This window comes from Methanosphaerula palustris E1-9c, assembly GCF_000021965.1.
In the GTDB taxonomy this organism is placed as follows: Archaea; Halobacteriota; Methanomicrobia; order Methanomicrobiales; family Methanospirillaceae; genus Methanosphaerula; species Methanosphaerula palustris.
Map to the genome: position 1 here is coordinate 1,133,679 of NC_011832.1, position 18,419 is coordinate 1,152,097.

23 protein-coding genes and 1 pseudogene are annotated in these 18,419 nt (G+C 50.8%); 13 read left to right on the plus strand and 11 right to left on the minus strand.

Annotated features, from left to right (window positions below; all coding sequences use genetic code 11):
* Positions 1 to 56: 56 nt before the first annotated feature.
* Together MPAL_RS05475 and MPAL_RS05480 are read right to left on the minus strand one after the other, a co-directional pair.
* Entirely contained in the window at positions 57 to 1,850 is a 1,794-nt protein-coding gene (locus MPAL_RS05475) for an SIR2 family protein (RefSeq protein ID WP_012617761.1), read from the minus strand.
* Positions 1,851 to 2,091: 241 nt separating this feature from the next.
* Positions 2,092 to 3,633 (minus strand): type I restriction-modification system subunit M, encoded by a 1,542-nt coding sequence (locus tag MPAL_RS05480; RefSeq protein ID WP_012617762.1) that lies wholly within the window; start codon positions 3,631 to 3,633, stop codon positions 2,092 to 2,094.
* Between the two features lie 166 nt (positions 3,634 to 3,799).
* On the opposite strand from MPAL_RS05480, the gene MPAL_RS16205 reads away from it, so the two are divergent.
* From MPAL_RS16205 to MPAL_RS05495, 4 genes are all read left to right on the plus strand, one after another.
* Entirely contained in the window at positions 3,800 to 3,964 is a 165-nt protein-coding gene (locus MPAL_RS16205) for a hypothetical protein (protein WP_012617763.1), read from the plus strand.
* Positions 3,965 to 4,177: 213 nt separating this feature from the next.
* On the plus strand, positions 4,178 to 4,396 hold the full coding sequence (locus MPAL_RS05485) for a type II toxin-antitoxin system HicB family antitoxin (RefSeq protein ID WP_012617764.1): 219 nt from the start codon (positions 4,178 to 4,180) through the stop codon (positions 4,394 to 4,396).
* Positions 4,393 to 4,614 carry a type II toxin-antitoxin system HicA family toxin gene (locus tag MPAL_RS05490; protein ID WP_012617765.1) on the plus strand — a complete coding sequence of 74 codons (222 nt, stop codon included), beginning with the start codon at positions 4,393 to 4,395 and terminating at the stop codon, positions 4,612 to 4,614. Before MPAL_RS05485 ends, MPAL_RS05490 begins: the two co-directional genes overlap by 4 nt.
* 624 nt (positions 4,615 to 5,238) lie before the next feature.
* On the plus strand, positions 5,239 to 5,802 hold the full coding sequence (locus tag MPAL_RS05495) for a dihydrofolate reductase family protein (RefSeq protein WP_012617766.1): 564 nt from the start codon (positions 5,239 to 5,241) through the stop codon (positions 5,800 to 5,802).
* An 89-nt stretch (positions 5,803 to 5,891) separates the two neighbouring features.
* Here the strand turns inward: MPAL_RS05495 and MPAL_RS14350 are convergent, their stop codons facing one another.
* From MPAL_RS14350 to MPAL_RS05515, 4 genes are read right to left on the minus strand one after another with little or no spacing between them, the layout of a single operon-like run.
* Positions 5,892 to 6,668, minus strand: a complete 777-nt coding sequence (locus tag MPAL_RS14350; protein ID WP_012617767.1) for a DUF998 domain-containing protein — start codon at positions 6,666 to 6,668, stop codon at positions 5,892 to 5,894.
* Positions 6,665 to 7,411, minus strand: a complete 747-nt coding sequence (locus MPAL_RS05505) for a TetR/AcrR family transcriptional regulator (RefSeq protein ID WP_012617768.1) — start codon at positions 7,409 to 7,411, stop codon at positions 6,665 to 6,667. The genes MPAL_RS14350 and MPAL_RS05505 overlap by 4 nt, the downstream gene beginning before the upstream one ends.
* A 29-nt stretch (positions 7,412 to 7,440) precedes the next feature.
* The gene (locus MPAL_RS05510; RefSeq protein WP_012617769.1) at positions 7,441 to 8,259 is read right to left on the minus strand and encodes a class I SAM-dependent methyltransferase; all 819 of its coding nucleotides are present in this window, start codon (positions 8,257 to 8,259) and stop codon (positions 7,441 to 7,443) included.
* A 33-nt stretch (positions 8,260 to 8,292) separates the two neighbouring features.
* On the minus strand, positions 8,293 to 9,180 hold the full coding sequence (locus tag MPAL_RS05515; protein WP_012617770.1) for a class I SAM-dependent methyltransferase: 888 nt from the start codon (positions 9,178 to 9,180) through the stop codon (positions 8,293 to 8,295).
* Between the two features lie 433 nt (positions 9,181 to 9,613).
* On the opposite strand from MPAL_RS05515, the gene MPAL_RS05520 reads away from it, so the two are divergent.
* Positions 9,614 to 10,465 carry an alpha/beta fold hydrolase gene (locus tag MPAL_RS05520; RefSeq protein WP_012617771.1) on the plus strand — a complete coding sequence of 284 codons (852 nt, stop codon included), beginning with the start codon at positions 9,614 to 9,616 and terminating at the stop codon, positions 10,463 to 10,465.
* A 41-nt stretch (positions 10,466 to 10,506) separates the two neighbouring features.
* Here MPAL_RS05520 and MPAL_RS16855 read toward each other — a convergent pair.
* The 4 genes and pseudogenes from MPAL_RS16855 to MPAL_RS05540 all read right to left on the minus strand — a co-directional run bounded on the left by MPAL_RS16855 (position 10,507) and on the right by MPAL_RS05540 (position 13,246).
* A pseudogene (locus MPAL_RS16855) lies at positions 10,507 to 11,154 on the minus strand (dihydrofolate reductase family protein).
* Positions 11,155 to 11,423: 269 nt separating this feature from the next.
* On the minus strand, positions 11,424 to 11,984 hold the full coding sequence (locus MPAL_RS17300) for a putative immunity protein (RefSeq protein ID WP_330217440.1): 561 nt from the start codon (positions 11,982 to 11,984) through the stop codon (positions 11,424 to 11,426).
* A gap of 295 nt (positions 11,985 to 12,279) precedes the next feature.
* Positions 12,280 to 12,660, minus strand: a complete 381-nt coding sequence (locus MPAL_RS05535) for an iron chaperone (protein ID WP_012617773.1) — start codon at positions 12,658 to 12,660, stop codon at positions 12,280 to 12,282.
* 187 nt (positions 12,661 to 12,847) lie between these two features.
* Positions 12,848 to 13,246: a VOC family protein gene (locus tag MPAL_RS05540; protein ID WP_012617774.1), complete on the minus strand. Its 399-nt coding sequence runs from the start codon at positions 13,244 to 13,246 to the stop codon at positions 12,848 to 12,850.
* Between the two features lie 322 nt (positions 13,247 to 13,568).
* Here MPAL_RS05540 and MPAL_RS16210 point away from each other — a divergent pair, with 322 nt between their 5' ends.
* From MPAL_RS16210 to MPAL_RS05560, 6 genes are all read left to right on the plus strand, one after another.
* A complete protein-coding gene (locus tag MPAL_RS16210) occupies positions 13,569 to 13,712 on the plus strand; it encodes a hypothetical protein (protein ID WP_158303635.1) in 144 nt (47 codons plus the stop codon).
* A gap of 120 nt (positions 13,713 to 13,832) precedes the next feature.
* Positions 13,833 to 13,988, plus strand: coding sequence for a hypothetical protein (locus MPAL_RS16215; protein WP_158303636.1), 156 nt, complete (start codon positions 13,833 to 13,835; stop codon positions 13,986 to 13,988).
* A 6-nt stretch (positions 13,989 to 13,994) separates the two neighbouring features.
* Positions 13,995 to 14,597 carry a DUF1214 domain-containing protein gene (locus MPAL_RS05545; protein ID WP_012617777.1) on the plus strand — a complete coding sequence of 201 codons (603 nt, stop codon included), beginning with the start codon at positions 13,995 to 13,997 and terminating at the stop codon, positions 14,595 to 14,597.
* On the plus strand, positions 14,594 to 15,184 hold the full coding sequence (locus tag MPAL_RS05550) for a DUF1254 domain-containing protein (protein WP_012617778.1): 591 nt from the start codon (positions 14,594 to 14,596) through the stop codon (positions 15,182 to 15,184). The genes MPAL_RS05545 and MPAL_RS05550 overlap by 4 nt, the downstream gene beginning before the upstream one ends.
* The gene (locus MPAL_RS05555) at positions 15,181 to 15,849 is read left to right on the plus strand and encodes a DUF1214 domain-containing protein (protein WP_012617779.1); all 669 of its coding nucleotides are present in this window, start codon (positions 15,181 to 15,183) and stop codon (positions 15,847 to 15,849) included. The genes MPAL_RS05550 and MPAL_RS05555 overlap by 4 nt, the downstream gene beginning before the upstream one ends.
* Positions 15,849 to 16,424, plus strand: coding sequence for a DUF1254 domain-containing protein (locus tag MPAL_RS05560; RefSeq protein ID WP_012617780.1), 576 nt, complete (start codon positions 15,849 to 15,851; stop codon positions 16,422 to 16,424). The genes MPAL_RS05555 and MPAL_RS05560 overlap by 1 nt, the downstream gene beginning before the upstream one ends.
* 903 nt (positions 16,425 to 17,327) lie before the next feature.
* Here MPAL_RS05560 and MPAL_RS05565 read toward each other — a convergent pair.
* Positions 17,328 to 17,546: a hypothetical protein gene (locus MPAL_RS05565; RefSeq protein ID WP_048145207.1), complete on the minus strand. Its 219-nt coding sequence runs from the start codon at positions 17,544 to 17,546 to the stop codon at positions 17,328 to 17,330.
* Positions 17,547 to 17,837: 291 nt separating this feature from the next.
* Here MPAL_RS05565 and MPAL_RS16220 point away from each other — a divergent pair, with 291 nt between their 5' ends.
* On the plus strand, positions 17,838 to 18,005 hold the full coding sequence (locus tag MPAL_RS16220; protein ID WP_012617782.1) for a hypothetical protein: 168 nt from the start codon (positions 17,838 to 17,840) through the stop codon (positions 18,003 to 18,005).
* 210 nt (positions 18,006 to 18,215) lie between these two features.
* The gene (locus MPAL_RS16225; RefSeq protein WP_158303637.1) at positions 18,216 to 18,377 is read left to right on the plus strand and encodes a hypothetical protein; all 162 of its coding nucleotides are present in this window, start codon (positions 18,216 to 18,218) and stop codon (positions 18,375 to 18,377) included.
* Positions 18,378 to 18,419: the final 42 nt, after the last annotated feature.

Here is an 18,419-nt window from a genome sequence, read left to right on the forward strand (position 1 = left end):
TGATAGCCTTCCTAAACCTTGTTTGAGTCGATCATTTTTTTCAAAAAATGTATTGATTATTGCAATTTAGATCTGACTTGCCCTAAATAGTTATCAAACGCAGTTTTGCATTCATCAAATCTTTCAGGAGATCCATTAAAAAAACCTGCTTTTAAAAATCCCCAATTTTTCTCTTCAGCAATTCCTTTTTGGAGAAAATCATCAATCGGGGTTGGGATTTTTGAATATTTATACGTTCGATTATAGCACCAACTGAATCTTCCTATGGGAACCCAACGTTGTCCATTCGGTAAAACAGGGTTTTCTAAATCAAGATAAACCAACCCTAAAATGTACTCGAAGATGTTGAATGATCTTTCAAACTGGTGGTAGTCGGGAATTAGATGACTCAAGGGTTTGTGTAATTCATTTAGTAAATAGTCACTTGAAAGAGTTTCAGAATTATTCACATTATCCTGTGGAATCCATTTATTTGGGCAATTGGAGAAGATCTCCCACACATTCAGAATTTTTGGAATTGATTCTGTTCTTCCATAATCGTTATATTTTTTAGTCAGCAGAAGTGCTGCAAGAGTCTCATAATTTTCAGATTCTATTGAGGTAACTCCGATTGAATACAATAATAGGAGAGCAGGATATCGTTGGAGATCTATAAACTGGCCATTTTCATGAGGTCGTTGTGCCAGCCTTTCGATATTCTTGGAAATGATTTTTTGGGTATTGCCATTGTCGAAATACGTCGCAGTGCTAAAAATTCCAATAATCTTTGGTAATATTTCTTCATATTCCCGAATTCGCTTCTGAAATTCAACTTTAAAATTTTCATTAGTAATCGTGAGCCCCTCTGTTTTAAATCGATCAGAGTTGAGTTCCCGACATAATTTATTCATTTCCTGTTGGATTAAGTCATGAAGCTGAACGCGATACTTATCCTCAGAAACAAATTTTTTTACAAGGGCAATTGCTAACGGAACAGAAAGAGGATGAGGACGTTCAAATGTCGTTAATGCCTCGATATTTTCCGAAAGTTTTTGGAAAAATTTGTCTGCATTTTCGATTTGTATTGGAATTGCATGAAGATGATTTTTCAAGTTCGAAGCATCGATGCTCAAATCTCGCCGGTGTGCCCAATATGTAGAGAATCGCCAATTATGTCTTCGATCAAGTGCATCTCGCAAAGCGATATCCCATTTTGCTGACCAGCCGCAGATAACCAGACCAAATTCCTCAAAAATTCTATCGAGAAAGGCATTCATTTTCTCACTGTATTGGGCGAGTTCTTCTGGAGTATTTTTAATTCTGGTGTCCAGATAATCGCCATGGAGCTTAATGATTGTACACTCTGAATGGACATAAGGCATCGCTCCTTCAAGCGAATCCTCGTTAAAAATAACGATTGGTGTGACTCCTATGTCCTTCAATGCGGTTTCGAGTAATTGATCAATATTTGTTGTCAGAATGACACGAACAGCACCAATTTTTACGAGTTGTGCAATTGCTTTATGGGAGTGAGTGGGGACTTTCTTACCCTGCTCTCGCTCTTCTTCGTTTGGCTCAATATATTTTTTTAATAAATTCCTTCGATCGGTTTTCGTTGGTGCAATCCTTTCAATCAGGAATGAATATTTTGGGTCTTCATGATATTTCTCTTTAAACCATTGTTCTGGATTTTCGATATTGGGCTCGCCTTCAAGAGTCGCTAGTTTCTGTATGAGATCAAGAACGATATCCCAACCCGTAGGAATTCCAGCACCCTGTGATATCCCAGAGCCGAGAAGAAGAGATAAAGTGCCTGGGCCAGAGTGCATTGAAAATGAGAGATTAATCAGGGTATCGTTTTGATCAGGCATTCAGTCAACTCATACAAATATCGACATTCGAGGTTATTGTAATCTCTCTTTATGGTTCGTTGTGTTTTTCCCAAAATGCCGATGACCCTGAGATAATCTGGTAGCAGAAGTTCAGGATGTTCCGCAAGGAAATGATGTAAAATCGCTTCTTTGTCACACTGATGTTCGGACATCGGTATTATCCATATCCCGTTGCATTTCTGTAGCAAAAACGATGGACTCTTCAAACACCTTGTTCAAACTATTTTTTTAACCCCAGCCCCGCCAGCACTTCCTTCAACTGTTCATCCGCTTCCTGCCGCTCCTCCTCGGCTTCCCGCAACAGCACCACCGCATCCTCCAGGGGGAGCGTCTCGTCTTTACCGTTCTGCGCAACGTACCGGGACGGGCTCAGGTTGAAATCATTCTTTGCAATATCAATGGCAGAAACAATCGTGCTGATCTCGTCTACAGCTTTCCAGTCCCGGAAAATTCCGGCAACCTGTGCTATACACTCATCAGGTATGAAGTTCTTAGGCCGTCCCTTCTGGAAGAGTTTTGAGGCATTGACCAGCAGGATCTCGCCTTTGTGCAGTTTCCCCTGGTTAATGACGAGAATGATGCCCGGTGCCGTTGTGTTATAGAACAGGTTCTCCGGCAGCAGGATGACCGCTTCAACAAGGTCGTGCTCGGCAAAATTTTTCCTGATGTCCCGTTCCCGGTTCTTCCCTGTATTTCCACTACCCCGCGATACCGCTCCGGTGTCCAGCACAACGGCCATCCGCCCGTTCTTCTTGAGCGAGGCGAACATGTGCTGAATCCATCCCCAGTCTGCGCTGCTTGACGGCGGGTAGCCAATCGTGAACCGGTTATAGGTGTCGGTCTCGTAGATCTTCTGTTCGAAATCCTGGTTCCACATCGGGTTGGCCGTTACGATGTCGAATAGCCGGAGTGAACCGTCCCTGTTCAGGAACTGAGGAAACCTCATCGTATCCTGAAGAGCGATCTGTGCCTCCATATCATGGATGAACGTGTTCATCTTCGCCATTGCAAACGTGGAGTGCTGGTTCTCCTGTCCGCAGAACTGAAGCGGGGCGACTTCCGGATCGTTGTGATACCGCTCCCGGAAGTACATCGCACACTTGATCAGCAGTCCCCCAGACCCGCAGCACGGATCATAGACTTCTTCACCTGGTTTTGGATCGAGGATCCGTGCCATGAGGAGGGCGACCTCACGCGGGGTATAGAACTCGCCGGCACTCTGCCCGGACCCTTCCGCAAATTTCCGAAGCAGATATTCGTACGCATGGCCGATGATGTCCGGCTCGACGTCTGCAAGGCCAAGCCGGTATTTTCCCATGACTCCTATCAGCGTTCTGAGTGAGTCATCGGGTATGATCCGCTGCCCTGCTGCCGTAGCGTTAAAATCCACAATATCAATCGAGCCCTGGAGTTTGGGATTCTCGCGGGCGATGGATCGCATCGCATCTGTAAGCAGTTCTCCGAGCCCTGTACTTTTCTGGGCTATCGCATCCCAACGGGATTCCGGTGGCAGGTAAAAACGGACAAGCTGGTGATCCTCTGCAAGGATTTTTTCCACAAGATCACGATTACCGTAGGTCCTCTCCATCTTTTTCGCTTCGTCATCAAAAACATCGGACAATCGCTTCAGAAAAATGAGCGGCAGAATATAATCCTTGTATTTCGGGGCATCGATCTCCCCACGGATTTTGCAGGCCGCCTCCCAGAGCCAGCTCTCAAGGACGGTGATGTCGAGTTTAGTATTAAGTTGAGATTGTGCCATTGAGGTCCTCAGTATAATAATATCGTCAAGATACGATGAATAATAATCTGAGGTTATTGAGACCATAAAGAGGAATTTAGTATTATCATCCACCCTCCCTTCAGCAAAACCTAAACCCTACCTTTCAACACAGAGTTCTATTTAGCCCAAAGGTGAGATGGTATCAATGATGGCTGGCGTCATGAACAACCTGCCGGCAGGCAACGTGATGCTCCCCATCTTTTCATTCCCCCCCGACGCCGGCCTCCTCCCCCTGCTGAAGCGAGGCGTCGACATCCCGGGTGGAGGACCCCCGGTCGTTCTATTCTCTCCCGAGATGACCGCCATCTGAATCGGAACGCTGACCCGGCCTGACCTGCGCCTGAGACCATGCCGGCGCCGGCAGGATCAGTGCCCCGACCCGGCGTGTTCGCTGAGTTCGTGGGGCTGGCCTTCTCCAAGAGGTGAAGTTTTGTCCTCTTACCACAGGGATTCACCTGTGTTGAAGGTATCAACCATCTTAAATATCGGAATAGAATATCTGTACTGCAATCGGGGAGTAACTATGGATTTTAAAATTACGCTGGAACAGGATGAGGACGGCTGGTTCATCGTCACCGTACCCGCACTCCCGGGCTGTGTATCCCAGGGAAAGACCGAGGAAGAGGCAAAGAAAAATATTGCCGAAGCAATTGAACTGCACCTCAGCGCACTCGCCCGCGATGGTATTCCCCTCTATCATCGTCCGGGTGTGAAGGAATCATTTGTAGCTGTCGATATATGACGGGCAAACTCCCCATCCTTTCCGGCAAGGATGTGATAAAAGCCCTCGTCAAACTGGGTTACACGATCAATGACCAGAAAGGAAGTCATATCCATCTCCGGCACCCGGTCAGACGCCCGCTGACCGTTCCCAATCACCCGGAGATTGCCCGTGGTACATTACGGATCATCATCATGGATGCGGATCTTACCATTGAAAAATTCCTTGAATTGTTATAATACCAGTTCCCGGAGATCATTGATGCCCCAGAGAAGGGAGACGCCGGACTTTCTGGCACCGGGCAGGTGCATGACAAACCACTTCATCTGCCGGCCGTAGGCGTCAAAGATAAATGGGCCGGCCGGTCAGATCTTCAACCGTACCCTCTGGGGCGCTGTTGTTGTTCCGGATGTCGAGTGGGTGCTCGGGTGTAGAACTGAGTCACATGTCACTTATCTGATTCAGATGGCCCTGGGAGTCACACCGTAAAATTATCCTCGCTTGCTACTTTGGCCCATATGTGGCCCTTTTTTTATCGAATAATTGGCCATTATTCTGAATCATATATTACATATCTGAGTCATAATCTGTGAGGAGATCAGGGACAATCGGGTCCTGCATACACATCAAAACTGATTGCTTATTCAGAATTATCACTGATATCTTTATTACCCTATCTCTAAAATGCGATAATAACTGTTGTGTTGCATCAAAGTGCTTTCCTCGGATCGAAGTTCTCCTTCACATTTCCCCGGGAGATGGAAGCTTGTGCCGATGGGCTCTATCGGTCCCGGAGTTCAACAATCTACTATGTTTTATTCTGGGGACCCTTTATGAAATAGAACGGCCAGAAGAGCGAAACCATGGGGAAAGTTATTCTCGGCATGACCATATCCCTCGACGGTTTCGTGAATGACCGTGACGGAAGGGTGGACCGACTGTATCCCGATCTCGCGGAGCTGGGAAAGACGAAGATGCTCAGGGACGCGATCAGGACGACCGGTGCAGTCGTCATGGGCAGGAACGCGTACGCGATGGGAGACCCGGATACGTTTGCGGACACCTACGAATTCCAGACCCCGATCTTTGTTCTCACCCACGTTCCTCCAAAAAAGATGCCAAAGGAGAACGATAACCTGAAGGTCATATTTGTCACAGACGGGATCAGGAGTGCGATGACCAGAGCGAAAGCTGCCGCTGGCACGAGGAACGCGACGGTGATAGGGGGTGCCAGCACCTTCCAGCAGTGCCTGCGGGAGAGACTTTGCGATGAGGTGCAGATCGGGATCATGCCGGTCCTGTTTGGCAGGGGGCTCCGGTTGTTTGAACATTTGGAGGACGAAGATATCCGGCTTGAGAAGGTCCGGATGGAGGAATCACCCGGTGGCAGGACCGACATCTGGTTCCGGATTGCACCATCCTCATAGGAGGTTGGGGTGAGCCAGCCACGGGCACTTCGCAGATGAATGCATTGGAATTCCCGACTTGAACGCATCACAAAACTCAGAATAGTCCTTCAACGATTCATTCCGTTACCGGACACCTTCCGATTTCGTCCCGCGGTCTCCACTCTTTTTTGCCGGTACAGTCCCAGCGCAAAAACGAACAGCCAGATCATGAACGGAATAATGATTCCCCGCTGGATAAGGCCGAGCCAGGGCTCGAAAATTTCCGGCGCGAGCGGCAGCTTGGTGACGAGGGTCAGCAGGATGACCGATGCAGCGATTATCGCTCCCGCAGCAAGGGTCGGACCCCGGAACCATTGCCACTTCGGATCTTCACGGAAGCAGCGCAGGAATACGAAACAACTGACGGCCATGCAAATAAATACAATCCCTCCGAGAAGACCGTGGACCATCCCATGCAGGCTTTCGGTGCCGCGGAGAGTGCCCATGGGGTCCATCACGAAAGGACCTGAGAAGAGAAGACAGACCGCGATGATCCCGAGGAGCAGGGCGCCGGTCTTCGATGCCTTGCCTGTGGGAAACTCTGGCGCGATGCCCCATGCAAAGATCAAGAGCAGCGATCCCGAAATGACGAAATTTCCCATCTGGATCCAGCCGGAAGGGCCGAGTGACAATACGCTGACGTACATGCTGAGCGGGTTGTAACCGGGATGAAACCAGCCCTCTATCGTGAAGGCACCTGCAAAAAGCATCGACCCGGCCATGCCCGCGAGCGCCGCAACCATCGTCCTCGTCATTGTTATCTCTGGTTCCCTCTCCTGAAGAGCGAGTTTATTATTCTCTTTTCCTGAGTTTGACATCTCGACGACCTCCTTTTCAGCCATCATTCCGGGCTCTTCTTCGACCCTTTCCGGCCCGGGTTACCTGGCACGGATTCCTGGCGGATTGCGGTGAACAGTTCTTCGAGCGCTCCCGGTTCGAAGACCTTGAGGGAACCGGACGGAGCCCCGAGGATACGTTCGACTGAATCGGTATACGCGTCCATGATCATACCTGCCTTCTGGATGGGATCTCTGTCAGGTTCTTGAGAACGTAAAACCTCGATGACGGCATCCGAGATACTCAGGGTGACCTGTGCGACGATAACGGCAACCTGCTCTGGGAACTCAGTGGTGAAAACCCGTTCCTCTACGCCTTCCCGGATAATCGACTCATAAATCCTGGAGATGTACCTGATCGATTTTGCCGTCATCTTCTGCCGGAACAGGGCGTTTCCATCGGCATACCACATCCGCAGGAGACTCCCTATCAGCGTCTTCTGGCTCGTCTTCCAGCGTGTGGATAGTTCAAAATACCTCCGGAACTTCTCGAGCGCCAACAGGTCCGGGTCCTGAACGATGGAGAGTAACGACTGTTCCGTCTCTTTTGCCATGCGGTCGATCAGATCTTCGAGAAGGGACTGCTTCGAATCGAAGTAGTGATAGAATGCCCCCCGGGAGATTTTCAGCTGGTCCAGGATGTCCTGGATCGCCATCTGCTCATACCCCTTGGAGTAGATCAGGGCCAGTGCGGCGTCGAGAATCTCGTTCCGTTTTGCGGTATATTCTTCTTCCTTGACAAGTCGTGCCATGTTTCTCTCCTTTCTAAACTAAAAAAACGTCAGAATTCATAACGGAAGTGCCGCACCATCTTCTTCACGAACGGGCCCATGAGCCGGGACATCGCTCTCCTGGCCCGTGAAGGCGATAGCCGTTCGACGAGTTCGGGCATGGTTAAAAACGAGATCTCGGTAACCAGCCTGAGGCGGGGAACGGCCGTCTCTAACTTCCGGGGATCGCCCATCCCCCAGAGGAGGGAGGGGCGGGACCTTCTGGCAGCGGCGAGGAGCATGACGAACCGTATCATGTTCAGACTGTACGCGTCGAAAATAATCTGGCCCTTCGGGAATTTTCCGGTGATCCTGGAGAAGAGCGCAATCACGTCCTGTTCTGTCAGGTATTGCAACAGTCCCTCGGCGACGACGATGACGGGTCTGTCTCCCGGAATACTATCCAGCCATCCCGGGTCGGTGACAGACGAGCCGATAAGGAAGCAGTCGTGGCATTCCGGGTACAGGTGCCTTCGCAGCTCGATCACATCGGGCAGGTCGACATCGTACCAGCGGATGCCGGCCGGAGGATCGATCCGGAAGACCCGGCTGTCCAGACCGCATCCAAGGTTCAGTACGATCGAGTCGGGGTGGGCAGCGAGGAACTCCCGGGTCCATCCATCAAAGTGCTTGGCCCTCACGGGGAGGGAGACTTCTGCGCCTTTCGGGGTCTTCAGTTTTTCAAAATCAAAGTCTATTTTGCGGATCACAGCGTCTGCAAACGTATCGTTCAGGATCGGGTTCTTCGTGCGGCTGTCCAGCGCCTTGCCGTACAGCGTGATAAGGTACGTTTCGTTCTCTTTCTTCAGTTGAATCTTTTCCGTTTCCATTTTTAGCGCCCCATTGGTTGATCGATGAAAAAACTACAATGCGCATGACGTATCTCCGTCTTTATTCACCCGTGCCGATACAATTGCAATACCATCAGGTACCACACGCCCGGCATTCGGACCGGTGAAATACCGCCGCCTGAGATCTTCAAGTGTAACGTTGCGCACATCGCAGAAACCGCGCTGGTTAAGGAAAGCCCCGACTTGGCTGCGGTCGATCCCGAACAGGTATTCCTCACCGGTCATCTTCGCCGCCCGCCGCAGGTTCTTCCCTTCTTTCCGGTTCGGGTCGTGCAGGACCTCTTTATAGAAATAGTCGAAGATCACGGCACTGCCAGGACCTGAATGGTTCGCAATGAAACCGAGTGTGTGGTCAACGGCTTCGGCCGTTAGGAAATAGGTCACTCCCTGCCAGATAAACAGCGTCCTGCCTTTCTCATTATAGCCGCTGCTCTGCAGTCGCTCGCCGAGGTTTTGCGTATTAAAATCCACGGGGACAAAGGTAACGTGGCCGGGAAGAGGATCAATGATCTTATTTAATTTTTTAAGCTTGACCTCCTGAGTGGCGGGGTGATCGATCTCGAAAACACGTGTCTTCCCAATACCAGGAATACGGTACGCACGCGTGTCGAACCCGACACCCAGGATGACGACCTGGTCGAGCCCTTCGCTCAGGCATGCCCGGAGGAAATCATCGAAGTACCTCTCCCTGAGAATAATAAATGCCATCGACCCCCGGGCCATTCGTTCGTACAATCCGGTGTCAACGAACAGATGTTTCATAAAAAAATACACAATTCCAGGTACGAATGCCCGGGCGTAGGGATCATAGCAGATCCGTTCTGCCTCCGGCCTTGTCGCTTCGATCGCGCGAAACGCTGCGACACCCATCGCCGATGCACTGGACTGGTTCTTTTTCATTCCCTTGCCTCAACCATCATGACAACTTGTAGGTTTAAAATTAATAGACTGTTTGACTGTTTATTTATCTAACGTCCTGATCCATTAAAGATATTCCTCTAATTTTTTTCATCCGGCATCTTTTCCGGTTCCGCCCCTTGCAACCGACCCAACCTTCCGGACCCGTAATCAGGTGCGGGTTCCGGCAGTTGCCGGCGGCCTCTTCTCACAATCGGGTCCCGGTTCCTCACGGCTACACTGATTTGAGGGGAGGGCCCCTATCTTGCTCAGTATGATGCCGGAACAATGCGGCCCCAACCGCCATCGGGCGCATCACAAATTATTTGAGATAATAGACTCACACTGTCCGTTCAGCGCTGATTGCAGAGTACGACGGTTGCCACCAGCTGTGTGGCCCCACCAATCGTTTCAGGCAGCGCAGGAGAAGCCAGCCATGCAACCAACAACGCCCGAACCCACAAAGAGCGGCCATGCCGCGGTCAACGGAATCAGTTACTACTATGCGATCTACGGCACCGGCGAGCCGCTGTTGCTGCTTCACGGTGGCCTCGGCCAGATCGAGATGTTCGGTCCCAACCTGACCCGGCTCGCACAGCACCGGCAGGTGATCGGCGTTGATCTGCAGGGCCATGGCCGGACCGAGCTGGGCGATCGCGAGATCAGCCTGGTCGACATGGGAAACGACATGGCCGGCCTGCTGGAGCAGCTCGGCTACGAAATGGTCGACGTACTCGGCTACTCGATGGGCGCCGGCGTCGCGTTCCGATTCGCCGTTCAGCATCCGGAGATGGTCCGCCGCTTGGTGCTCGCCTCCTGCCCGTTTGCGCAGGATGGGTTCTATGCCGAGATGGTGCCGCAGCAGGCTGCAGTCGGCTCCGCTATGGCAGAGCAGATGAAGGAGACGCCGATGTACAGGTCGTACCTGGCAATAGCGCCGCACCCTGATGAGTTTCCGAAGCTGCTGGACAGGATGGGAGCGTACATGCGCACGTCGTACGACTGGTCGGCGGACGTCAAAAATCTCACCATGCCGGTGATGCTCATCTACGGCGACAGTGACATGATCCGTCTGGAGCATGCAGTGAAGTTCTACCAGCTGCTCGGCGGCGGACTGAAAGACGCCGGCTGGCAGCGCGAGTACATGTCGCAGAACCGGCTGGCGATCATACCGAACCTGACGCACTACGAAATGGGCATCGCCCCGCAGCTGGTCGACACCGCTCTGCCGTTTCTGAACGGCGAAGGTCGTCCTGTGAGCTGGGATAAAGTGGTGAGCGGGGCGTAATCTCAAGCCTGGCCATAATATTTTTGAGATATCGATCGAACTTATGAAGCGAATGAACCCGTTTTGATCTCCCCGTCACGTAAATAGGATGCAATGATGACCCCTTTTGGGGAAACTTCACATTTTTGCAACGTGAAGGCTTCTGGAAGAGTACCTTCACCAAATAATCTTTTGCCGGCGCCAAGGGTGACCGGGAAGATCTTCAGCCAGAACTCATCGATCAGATCGTGCTTCAACAGCGTCTAGATAAGATTACTGCTCCCGGAAACCTGTAACTCCGGACCATCCATCTCCTTGAGTTTCTTTATCTCCGCAACAACATCACCGTTGATAACGATGGTATTTTCCCAGGAAGGATTCTGAAGCGTCTTCGATACAACATATTTTCTCGAGCGGTTAATTATCCCGGCAAGAGGTTCCTCATTCGGATTGGCATGCGGCCAGTACGACGCAAAGATCTCATAGGTCTTCCTCCCAAGGAGTGCTTCGTACGGCCGGCTCATCTGGTTCAATATTTCCCGCATCAGAAACTCGTCGCCATAGTTGACCATCCACCCTCCGTACCTGAAACCTCCAGAAGGATCTTCCTCTGGTCCGCCGGGTGCCTGCATGACTCCATCGAGGGAAACAAAAGTGAGGACAATAATTTTTCTCATTCCAAACCTCATGCCGGTGGACACGTTCCTCATTTAAATAAATTATCGCGCCTCTCTACCTGACAGACCCAAACTCGATTGAGATCTCTCCCGGCGATCTTCAGCCTTTCCATTTCGTGCCGCGTTGTGCATTTTTGACAATCTCAGTACAACCGTTGTCAAGTTTTGATGGGTTTGCGTTCTGGTCTCTCTCTGATCTGCTCTGGATCCATGTGTTACTCGTAATAGCAGAAAAGGAACCGGTCTGGTGAGGTTCGGTTGTTCAGCCGAGAAGAGAATGGCAACGTTGCATCGCAAACAGGCTAGCAATCAAACATCAGCCAGCACACATCGTTGCGTAACCGTTGATCGTCAAGTACAAGCTCCCGAATTTCGTCTGGAAGTTGTTCGCGCTGCCACCGGCACTCCTGACGGCCTGCCTGCTCCCCCTCGCCCTTCGAAGCAGAAACCTGCGCTGCCTTGATCGCATAGGCGGCGGCACCGAGTTCGTGGGCTGCAACGTGGGCGACTGCTGCGGCCTGGCCGGCGGCGTGGGCCGCGTGTCTCGCAGCTCCGGACAGTTCCCGTGCTGCGTCATTGGCATAGCCCGCTGCCGAGCGTGCTTGCATCATCGTGATTTCGCCGCGTGTCCACGCCCGAGCCAGCTCCACTGCACGGCGGGGCCTCGGATCCAGGGGCTGGGCCGCTTCGAAGAGAGGCCATACGTGCTCAGCGCATTCAGCCGCCCATAGTGCAAGCAAGTGGTGATTGGCATCACTCAGCGTGCCTCCGCGGCGTATAGTAATAAACCTGGGATCGCGGGACTCGGAAAATATCATAGTATCTCTTATATCACATGGTCTCGCTGTATCGGCATCACACATATGAGCTGACGAACGTTCGTGGCTGATCCCGTTTTTTTATCTGGAGGCAAATCCCCTGTCAACCCCCATCGTATTGTTACCTTCTCCTTCATAATCAGAAGACATAGGTCTCCGACTGCATAAATGGCACCGACGAAGACAGCTGCGTAAACGGATAATGCAATCCGAGATGGATAGTGTTCCTGGGAAATGGTGAGGTATACCGGTCACGACCTCTGCCATACCAGAGATGATCAAGGACTGCGACGAGAATAATCCCGAAAGGCCGTTTGATATTTTTCAACAACACCCTTCTTCAATACCCACTTTTGCTTTCTTTCATATTTTCAGCTACCCTGAACGTGACGATCTTTTTCACAAGTTCATAGGGAACCGGCTTGTCCAGCGGGAATTGAACAGAACCCTTCCCCTGTTTGTAAAGTGATAACTCTTTTTTAAACGCTTCAATCCCGGAAGGAATCGGATAAAACCCTATATGATTTTTGAATGCGGCGAAGTGTACAAGATTTTTATTATTAAGCCTGAACGTGGGCATCTGATATCTGATCGCCTCAGTTGCTTCAGGAGCGACTTCCTGAATGGTCTTCTTCATTTTTTCAAGTTCTATTTGAACCTCCGCCGGAAAAGTCCTGATGTATTCATCTATCGTTTTAAATTTTTCTTTCAATTCTTTCATGACGTGATTCTCCAAGCTAATTTCAGGATGATAGCGTGCATCCTGTATAAAAATAATGAAGAGGAATCTCATTGTTTGATTTTTTTCGAGGTGCACCCCCTCCTCAATTACCAACGATCCCCATTCCCAATCCGGTTCCGGGTCCGTCGGACAAAGAAGCACGGCCCCCTCAATCCCTTTTAGGGATTCAGAAATTCTGTAGATGGGTGATCTGTATCAGGTTGCCGCAGGTGTCATCTAGGATTGCGATGGTCGACGGCGTACCCGGTAGCTCTGTTGGCTCCAGGGTAAACTTCACCCCACGTTTTTTCAATCGTTCATACTCTTTCTGGATATCATCCACAAAGAAGGATGCTGCGGGAATGTTCTGCCGGAAAAGATCTTCCTGATAAGCCTTTGCAGCGGGATTTTCGTTTGGCTCGAGGACCAGCTGGGTACCATCCCTGTCTTCGGGCGAAACAACTGTCAGCCACCGGTAGTTATCGGCGATTATATCTGCCATTTTTTCAAAGCCAAGGATCTCCGTGTAAAACTTCAGCGCCTCAGCCTGGTTATTCACGTAAACACTGGTGAGTCTGATTCTCATGAAATGCTGATAACGAGTGAGTTGATATAAAAAAGTTGCGCTGCATTGATGAGGAAGCACTCCTTTCTAAGAAGAACCCGGCACGTACCGGCGCCAGGACTGCCGGGCTGATATCATGTGTCCGGCCATCACGTATCAGAAGTCTGGCGTGGGGTATGTTTTAAGTGGCGAGTTTCTTCATCAGGATCGTCCTGCCGGTCGGTATGGTGCTCGGGCTGGTCACAATCTTCCGTGAACGCATCAATTTCTCGGGAATATCAGCAGATTCCTGCCCAGCCACGCGTACACGCTCCTCTTTTTCCACGTGCCGGCAGGCAACACGATGGTCTCCATCTTTTCATCCCTCGCCGGCGCCCTGACCCGGCGTTGCGCTGAGTCGTGGGCCGGCCGGCCGGTGCTCAGGAGAACGCATCGGCACACCCTGGCCAAGTGCGAGTGCCGTGTATCCACCCACTCGAATGCCTGAGGATCGGAATGGCATCCGTTGCCGGCACATCTCCTTATAATGACGAACCAGTCAAGAGTCCAGGAACCGACTCACCTGTCATCGCTACCTTTACCAGTAACCTTTATATTGTCAACCCACGTGAGTCGACTTTGCAACTATGCTTACATGAAAAAATGGTTCGAGTTCTGGAAGCTGCGGTGCGACTGCATCCCGACCATCACCATCGCAACGAGCCTTGGGAAATCCCGGCAGGCTGTCTCGAAAGCCCTTCTCGCGATCAACGGAAGGAGGTAAGAGTTAATGAGTAAAACGAAAACCATCGCTGTGATAGCGCTTGGAATTATCGTGGGGGCGCTGCTGGCATCATTCGGCATTGGAGGTACTCTCATTTACATTAAGGCACACACCATGGAAACGACGGTCAATGGCTGGAGCACCACCCTGAATTACGGTGAATGGGGTAACAACATTCTCTTACGAGCAGCGTTTGCCCAGGTCCTTCCCGCCGCGAACGTGCCAGAGGAGGCAGTGTACTGGACGACAACCGTGGACAGCATGGGTAGCAAGCTGAACGGGACACATGACTATATCCTGCACTTCCCAGCTGGCGGGCTCCCTCCCAACGATGTCTTCTGGTCGTTGACAATGACCGACTTACAGAGTTACATGGTGAACAATTCGATAAACCGCTATAACGTCGGTTCATTGTCGAACCTTACACCGAACGCTGATGGGTCCGTTGACATTTTCATACAGAACTCACCGCAATCCGGCAACGAGTCCAACTGGCTGCCGGCGCCCGCAGGCACCTTTAAGTTGTGGCTTCGCGCCTATCTGCCGGGCCCGGCAATCTTGAACGGTTCGTACCAGGTGCCGCCTGTCGTGGAGGTGAATTCGAAATGATATTCGAAGATCTGTTTATATTCAGTTCGGTCATGGTCGTGGCATGGTTCCTTTTCATCTACAAATGGCCAAGCCTGATTCTATACGTGTACAAGAGAGCGATCCTCGTTAAAGGGTTCGGCGAAGGCCCCATCCCCGTTAATACGCTCTATACGGAGCCCCAAAAATTATTTGCAGAGCCAATTATTTCGCAATCTGCATCGGGCTCGAATTTGATGACTGTTGGCGTGAACCACGACACGCTCCCTACAGTCGGCTGGCTCGACCTCAGTAAAGGATCACAAGTCCTGCACGTTCCGGATATGAATGGCCGTTACTACAGCGTGCAGTTCACGAACCCGTCGAACAACACCATTTTTGCCTACGTCGGCAAACGCACCACGGGGACCGAAGCCGGCGACTACCTCATCACAGGGCCGAACTGGAAAGGACAGGTGCCGAGCGGCATGAAACAGATATCCTCGCCGAACCGCTCGGTACTGGTCATCGGTCGAGTGCTCGTGGAGAGCGACAACGACCTACCGACCGCCCATCACCTCGCAGAACAAATACAGCTCACACCGCTAAACCAGAAGGGATCACTATGAACAGCAAAACATACGCTATTCTTACGGCACTCATCGCCGTGATAATCGTTTATTTCATCATCAATTCGTTCATCTTAAATCCCACTTCAAGAAATGTGCGTAATGACGTGATTCAGGGTTTCCTCATCGGTTTTGGGCTGGCGTTTGTTACGACCCAGATTTATGCGAGGATCAAGACCAAAAAGATCAACGGCTGGACCACAATGTTTGGATGCGGCAAGCCCGGCAATGGCTTTCTGTTCAGAGCCGCGTGCGCCCAAATATTTCCTGGCCCGATAAACGTACCGCAGGAGGCGATGTACTGGACTACGGACGTAGATGGCGCGGGTCACCTGCTGTCCGGGGAGCATGACCACATCATGCATTTCCCGGCTGGACAACTCCCGCCAAACAATGCATTCTGGTCGCTAACTCTGGGTGATGCGAGAAATCATTTTGTGCTAAATTCGATAGATCGATACAGCGTCAGCGACCGCTCCGGCCTCGTTCCGAATGCCGACGGTTCTGTCGACATTTACATCCAGAATGCCGCTCGGGCAGGTCATGAATCTAACTGGCTGCCGGCACCTGCCGGCACCTTCAAGTTGTGGCTGCGAGCTTACCTGCCGGGCCCGGCAATCCTGAGCGGTTCGTACCAGGTGCCGCCCGTCGTGGAAGTGGACTGATGCTAGATATCAAACACAAGCAACTGCGCATTTTCGCCTTGACAGTGCTCATAGTACTGGCAATAGGGATCCCCCTTTACATCTACTATTATCCACACCTGATTTACAACGCGTGGGATAATGCGATAGTCAAGAACGGCGACGGAGCAACGCCAAATTCCACCGGTATTCCCGTCAATACGCTCTACACACTGACAACCCTCGCTTCCCCATCTACACATAATAATCTGGCAGGTGGAAACCACGACACGCTCTACACGATAGGCGTGCTTGATCTGAGCAAAGGGCCGCAGGTTCTGCACGTGCCGGATATGGATGGACGATACTACAGCATCGAGTTCGTCGACCCCTGGGGAGACGCCTCCTATGTCGGCCAACGCGCCACAGGTACTCAGGCGGGGGACTATCTCATCAGCGGACCTGACTGGAAGGGAAACCTGCCTATGGGAACGACACAGGTAGCCATTTCGGACAACCAGGTACTCGTCCTCGGAAGGGTGCTCGTGTATAATGATACTGACCTGACGACTGCCTATAACCTTTCGAAACAGATACAGCTCACGCCATTGACATAGAGATTACTAGGTGTTTATCAAGGCGTATACAATCATTCATGGAATGGACCGAACCTTTCAACATCCGATATTATTGCACCTACCTTACTGGGCGATGAGAAAGGAGAAATCCAAATATTTTTTATATGAAAATCGGGAACTCGCCGGTTCCCCCTGAAATTTTCATCTTGTATGCTTGTGGCCTTCGGCATCGTGTCTGTTTAATGAGAAAAAATGGGTGATCCGGCTTTACTCTAAAGTCAATTCTGCGCTAAACAACGAGCTCTGCACCTAAAGTGCAATTTTTGCACCAACAGTATGGGTTGCACCGAAAGTCCGATTTCTACACCTAAAGTCTTGAAAAATAGGTACTTTAGGTGCAAAGCCACTAAAAAAAAGATCTATATAGTCAATCCACCTAAGTTGTCACTATGACGCGAACGAAACATAACCAGGCAATGATGGTGATATTCCTTAACCTCCTAGAGGGAGGGGTTATCTACCTCAACCTTATTGTCCATCCGGATGCCAGCCGGGCCTGACCCTGCTTATAACCTGCATTTTTGCTATTGCCGCTGGACTCTCCATATGGTACTCGACAAAGGTCAGAGGTATAATTTTTACCTGATGCACGGGAACTGCTTTGGGGCAATACCGACGAGCTGGAAATTCCCTTATTCCAACTGCAGATCCTACGAAAATGGCAGAAGAACTATTCGCGAAAGTGAAGGAGATTGCATGAGATTGAACCTTTCTGAAATTGGTCACTGGACTGACTGGTGCCAGAAAAACAAAAATCGCAGACAATTTCAGCCCAGGAATTCTTGGGCATTAATACTGGAGAATTCGCGATGGATGCAAAAAAAGATGAAGGTAGCGTGCCATACGTATTGTAATTTCAACAAACCCTGTATCCGCGACAGATCATCTCTCCTCCATTGTCGAATACTTTCTGCCAGTCACCCACTCCTCGTTAATGTCCATGAGGATTGCTCCTGCAAGCCTGAGGAGTGAATCTTCGTTAGTGAACGCACCCACAACGCCGGCCTCCGCTTCATGTTGAAGAGCGGCGTCGACTCCGTCATCGAGAGGTCTCGGGTGGAGGGCACAGGCCGTTCTGTTATTTCCAGAGATGACCGCCATCGGAAACATCCTGCCGGCATGGTTTCGCCGGCCGGATTTGTAGCGTTCTTGGCACGTATCTCCTGAATTTCCATAATTCCCGTGAACAGACCTTTATATCTAGGAAATAATAGCAGAACTCATTGGGATGGAGTCCCGTGCGGGGAAGAGTAACAACTGAAACAAAATCAGACTCGATCTCTTGAGATACTGACAGCCAACTCATACCTGCTGTTCTGATATCCTCATATGGATCGTCTGTGGCATTGAGCGGATAGCCTTCCAGAACCGGAACAACACATGGAGGAAAGAATGATAGAAGTCATTACAATTATCGAGGGCATTGTCATCATCATCATTGGTATCGCCCTCATTCTCGTATCATCTATGCTCATAATTCAATTAATTGGGGCTTTCGTGATTCTCATGGGCCTGATCCTTATTGCTAAAGGATTTGTAAAAAAATTCAGAAATCCTTGAACGAAAGGGCTCTGTTGAAACCGTCTGGTACAATTATTCCATAATAAGGTCAAAACTATAAAAAATATGAATCGTTGTTCCCTGGGTTGATGACGAAACCAACCCTGGGGAGCAGCGGATCGCGATCGCCCGGGGCGCTCATCACCTCGCCAGCCCTCCTCCTTGCGGACGAGCTGTGTACGAATCTAGATAGCCTGACCTCCACCATGCATGGTCCTCGCCCTCTTCGCTTCGATCAACCGGGACCTCGGCCAGACGGACCTGATGGTCAACCACGAGGAGGCGCATCGGCGTTACTTCAAGCGGGTGGTTCGGCTGCACGACGGGCGAGTCACGGAGGGGTCTGAAGAGGTGTCGGATACCGTTGGATGAGGCCGGTTGAGGTGCTTGTTCCTGGAGAGGTTTCGTGAAACT

What these genes read in the sequence shown, in the direction of transcription:
- MPAL_RS16210 (WP_158303635.1), top strand. Translation starts at nt 13,569, where the DNA reads ATGGTCTCCATCTTTTCATCCCTCGCCGGCGCCCTGACCCGGCGTTGC.
- MPAL_RS05505 (WP_012617768.1), bottom strand. Translation starts at nt 7,411, where the DNA reads ATGGCACGACTTGTCAAGGAAGAAGAATATACCGCAAAACGGAACGAG.
- MPAL_RS16225 (WP_158303637.1), top strand. Translation starts at nt 18,216, where the DNA reads ATGGTCCTCGCCCTCTTCGCTTCGATCAACCGGGACCTCGGCCAGACG.
- MPAL_RS05560 (WP_012617780.1), top strand. Translation starts at nt 15,849, where the DNA reads ATGCTAGATATCAAACACAAGCAACTGCGCATTTTCGCCTTGACAGTG.
- MPAL_RS17300 (WP_330217440.1), bottom strand. Translation starts at nt 11,984, where the DNA reads ATGTGTGATGCCGATACAGCGAGACCATGTGATATAAGAGATACTATG.
- MPAL_RS05535 (WP_012617773.1), bottom strand. Translation starts at nt 12,660, where the DNA reads ATGAAAGAATTGAAAGAAAAATTTAAAACGATAGATGAATACATCAGG.
- MPAL_RS05490 (WP_012617765.1), top strand. Translation starts at nt 4,393, where the DNA reads ATGACGGGCAAACTCCCCATCCTTTCCGGCAAGGATGTGATAAAAGCC.
- MPAL_RS16205 (WP_012617763.1), top strand. Translation starts at nt 3,800, where the DNA reads ATGATGGCTGGCGTCATGAACAACCTGCCGGCAGGCAACGTGATGCTC.
- MPAL_RS05495 (WP_012617766.1), top strand. Translation starts at nt 5,239, where the DNA reads ATGGGGAAAGTTATTCTCGGCATGACCATATCCCTCGACGGTTTCGTG.
- MPAL_RS14350 (WP_012617767.1), bottom strand. Translation starts at nt 6,668, where the DNA reads ATGATGGCTGAAAAGGAGGTCGTCGAGATGTCAAACTCAGGAAAAGAG.
- MPAL_RS05555 (WP_012617779.1), top strand. Translation starts at nt 15,181, where the DNA reads ATGAACAGCAAAACATACGCTATTCTTACGGCACTCATCGCCGTGATA.
- MPAL_RS05485 (WP_012617764.1), top strand. Translation starts at nt 4,178, where the DNA reads ATGGATTTTAAAATTACGCTGGAACAGGATGAGGACGGCTGGTTCATC.
- MPAL_RS05510 (WP_012617769.1), bottom strand. Translation starts at nt 8,259, where the DNA reads ATGGAAACGGAAAAGATTCAACTGAAGAAAGAGAACGAAACGTACCTT.
- MPAL_RS05540 (WP_012617774.1), bottom strand. Translation starts at nt 13,246, where the DNA reads ATGAGAATCAGACTCACCAGTGTTTACGTGAATAACCAGGCTGAGGCG.
- MPAL_RS05545 (WP_012617777.1), top strand. Translation starts at nt 13,995, where the DNA reads ATGAGTAAAACGAAAACCATCGCTGTGATAGCGCTTGGAATTATCGTG.
- MPAL_RS05480 (WP_012617762.1), bottom strand. Translation starts at nt 3,633, where the DNA reads ATGGCACAATCTCAACTTAATACTAAACTCGACATCACCGTCCTTGAG.
- MPAL_RS05550 (WP_012617778.1), top strand. Translation starts at nt 14,594, where the DNA reads ATGATATTCGAAGATCTGTTTATATTCAGTTCGGTCATGGTCGTGGCA.
- MPAL_RS05520 (WP_012617771.1), top strand. Translation starts at nt 9,614, where the DNA reads ATGCAACCAACAACGCCCGAACCCACAAAGAGCGGCCATGCCGCGGTC.
- MPAL_RS16220 (WP_012617782.1), top strand. Translation starts at nt 17,838, where the DNA reads ATGATAGAAGTCATTACAATTATCGAGGGCATTGTCATCATCATCATT.
- MPAL_RS05475 (WP_012617761.1), bottom strand. Translation starts at nt 1,850, where the DNA reads ATGCCTGATCAAAACGATACCCTGATTAATCTCTCATTTTCAATGCAC.
- MPAL_RS05565 (WP_048145207.1), bottom strand. Translation starts at nt 17,546, where the DNA reads ATGGCGGTCATCTCTGGAAATAACAGAACGGCCTGTGCCCTCCACCCG.
- MPAL_RS05515 (WP_012617770.1), bottom strand. Translation starts at nt 9,180, where the DNA reads ATGAAAAAGAACCAGTCCAGTGCATCGGCGATGGGTGTCGCAGCGTTT.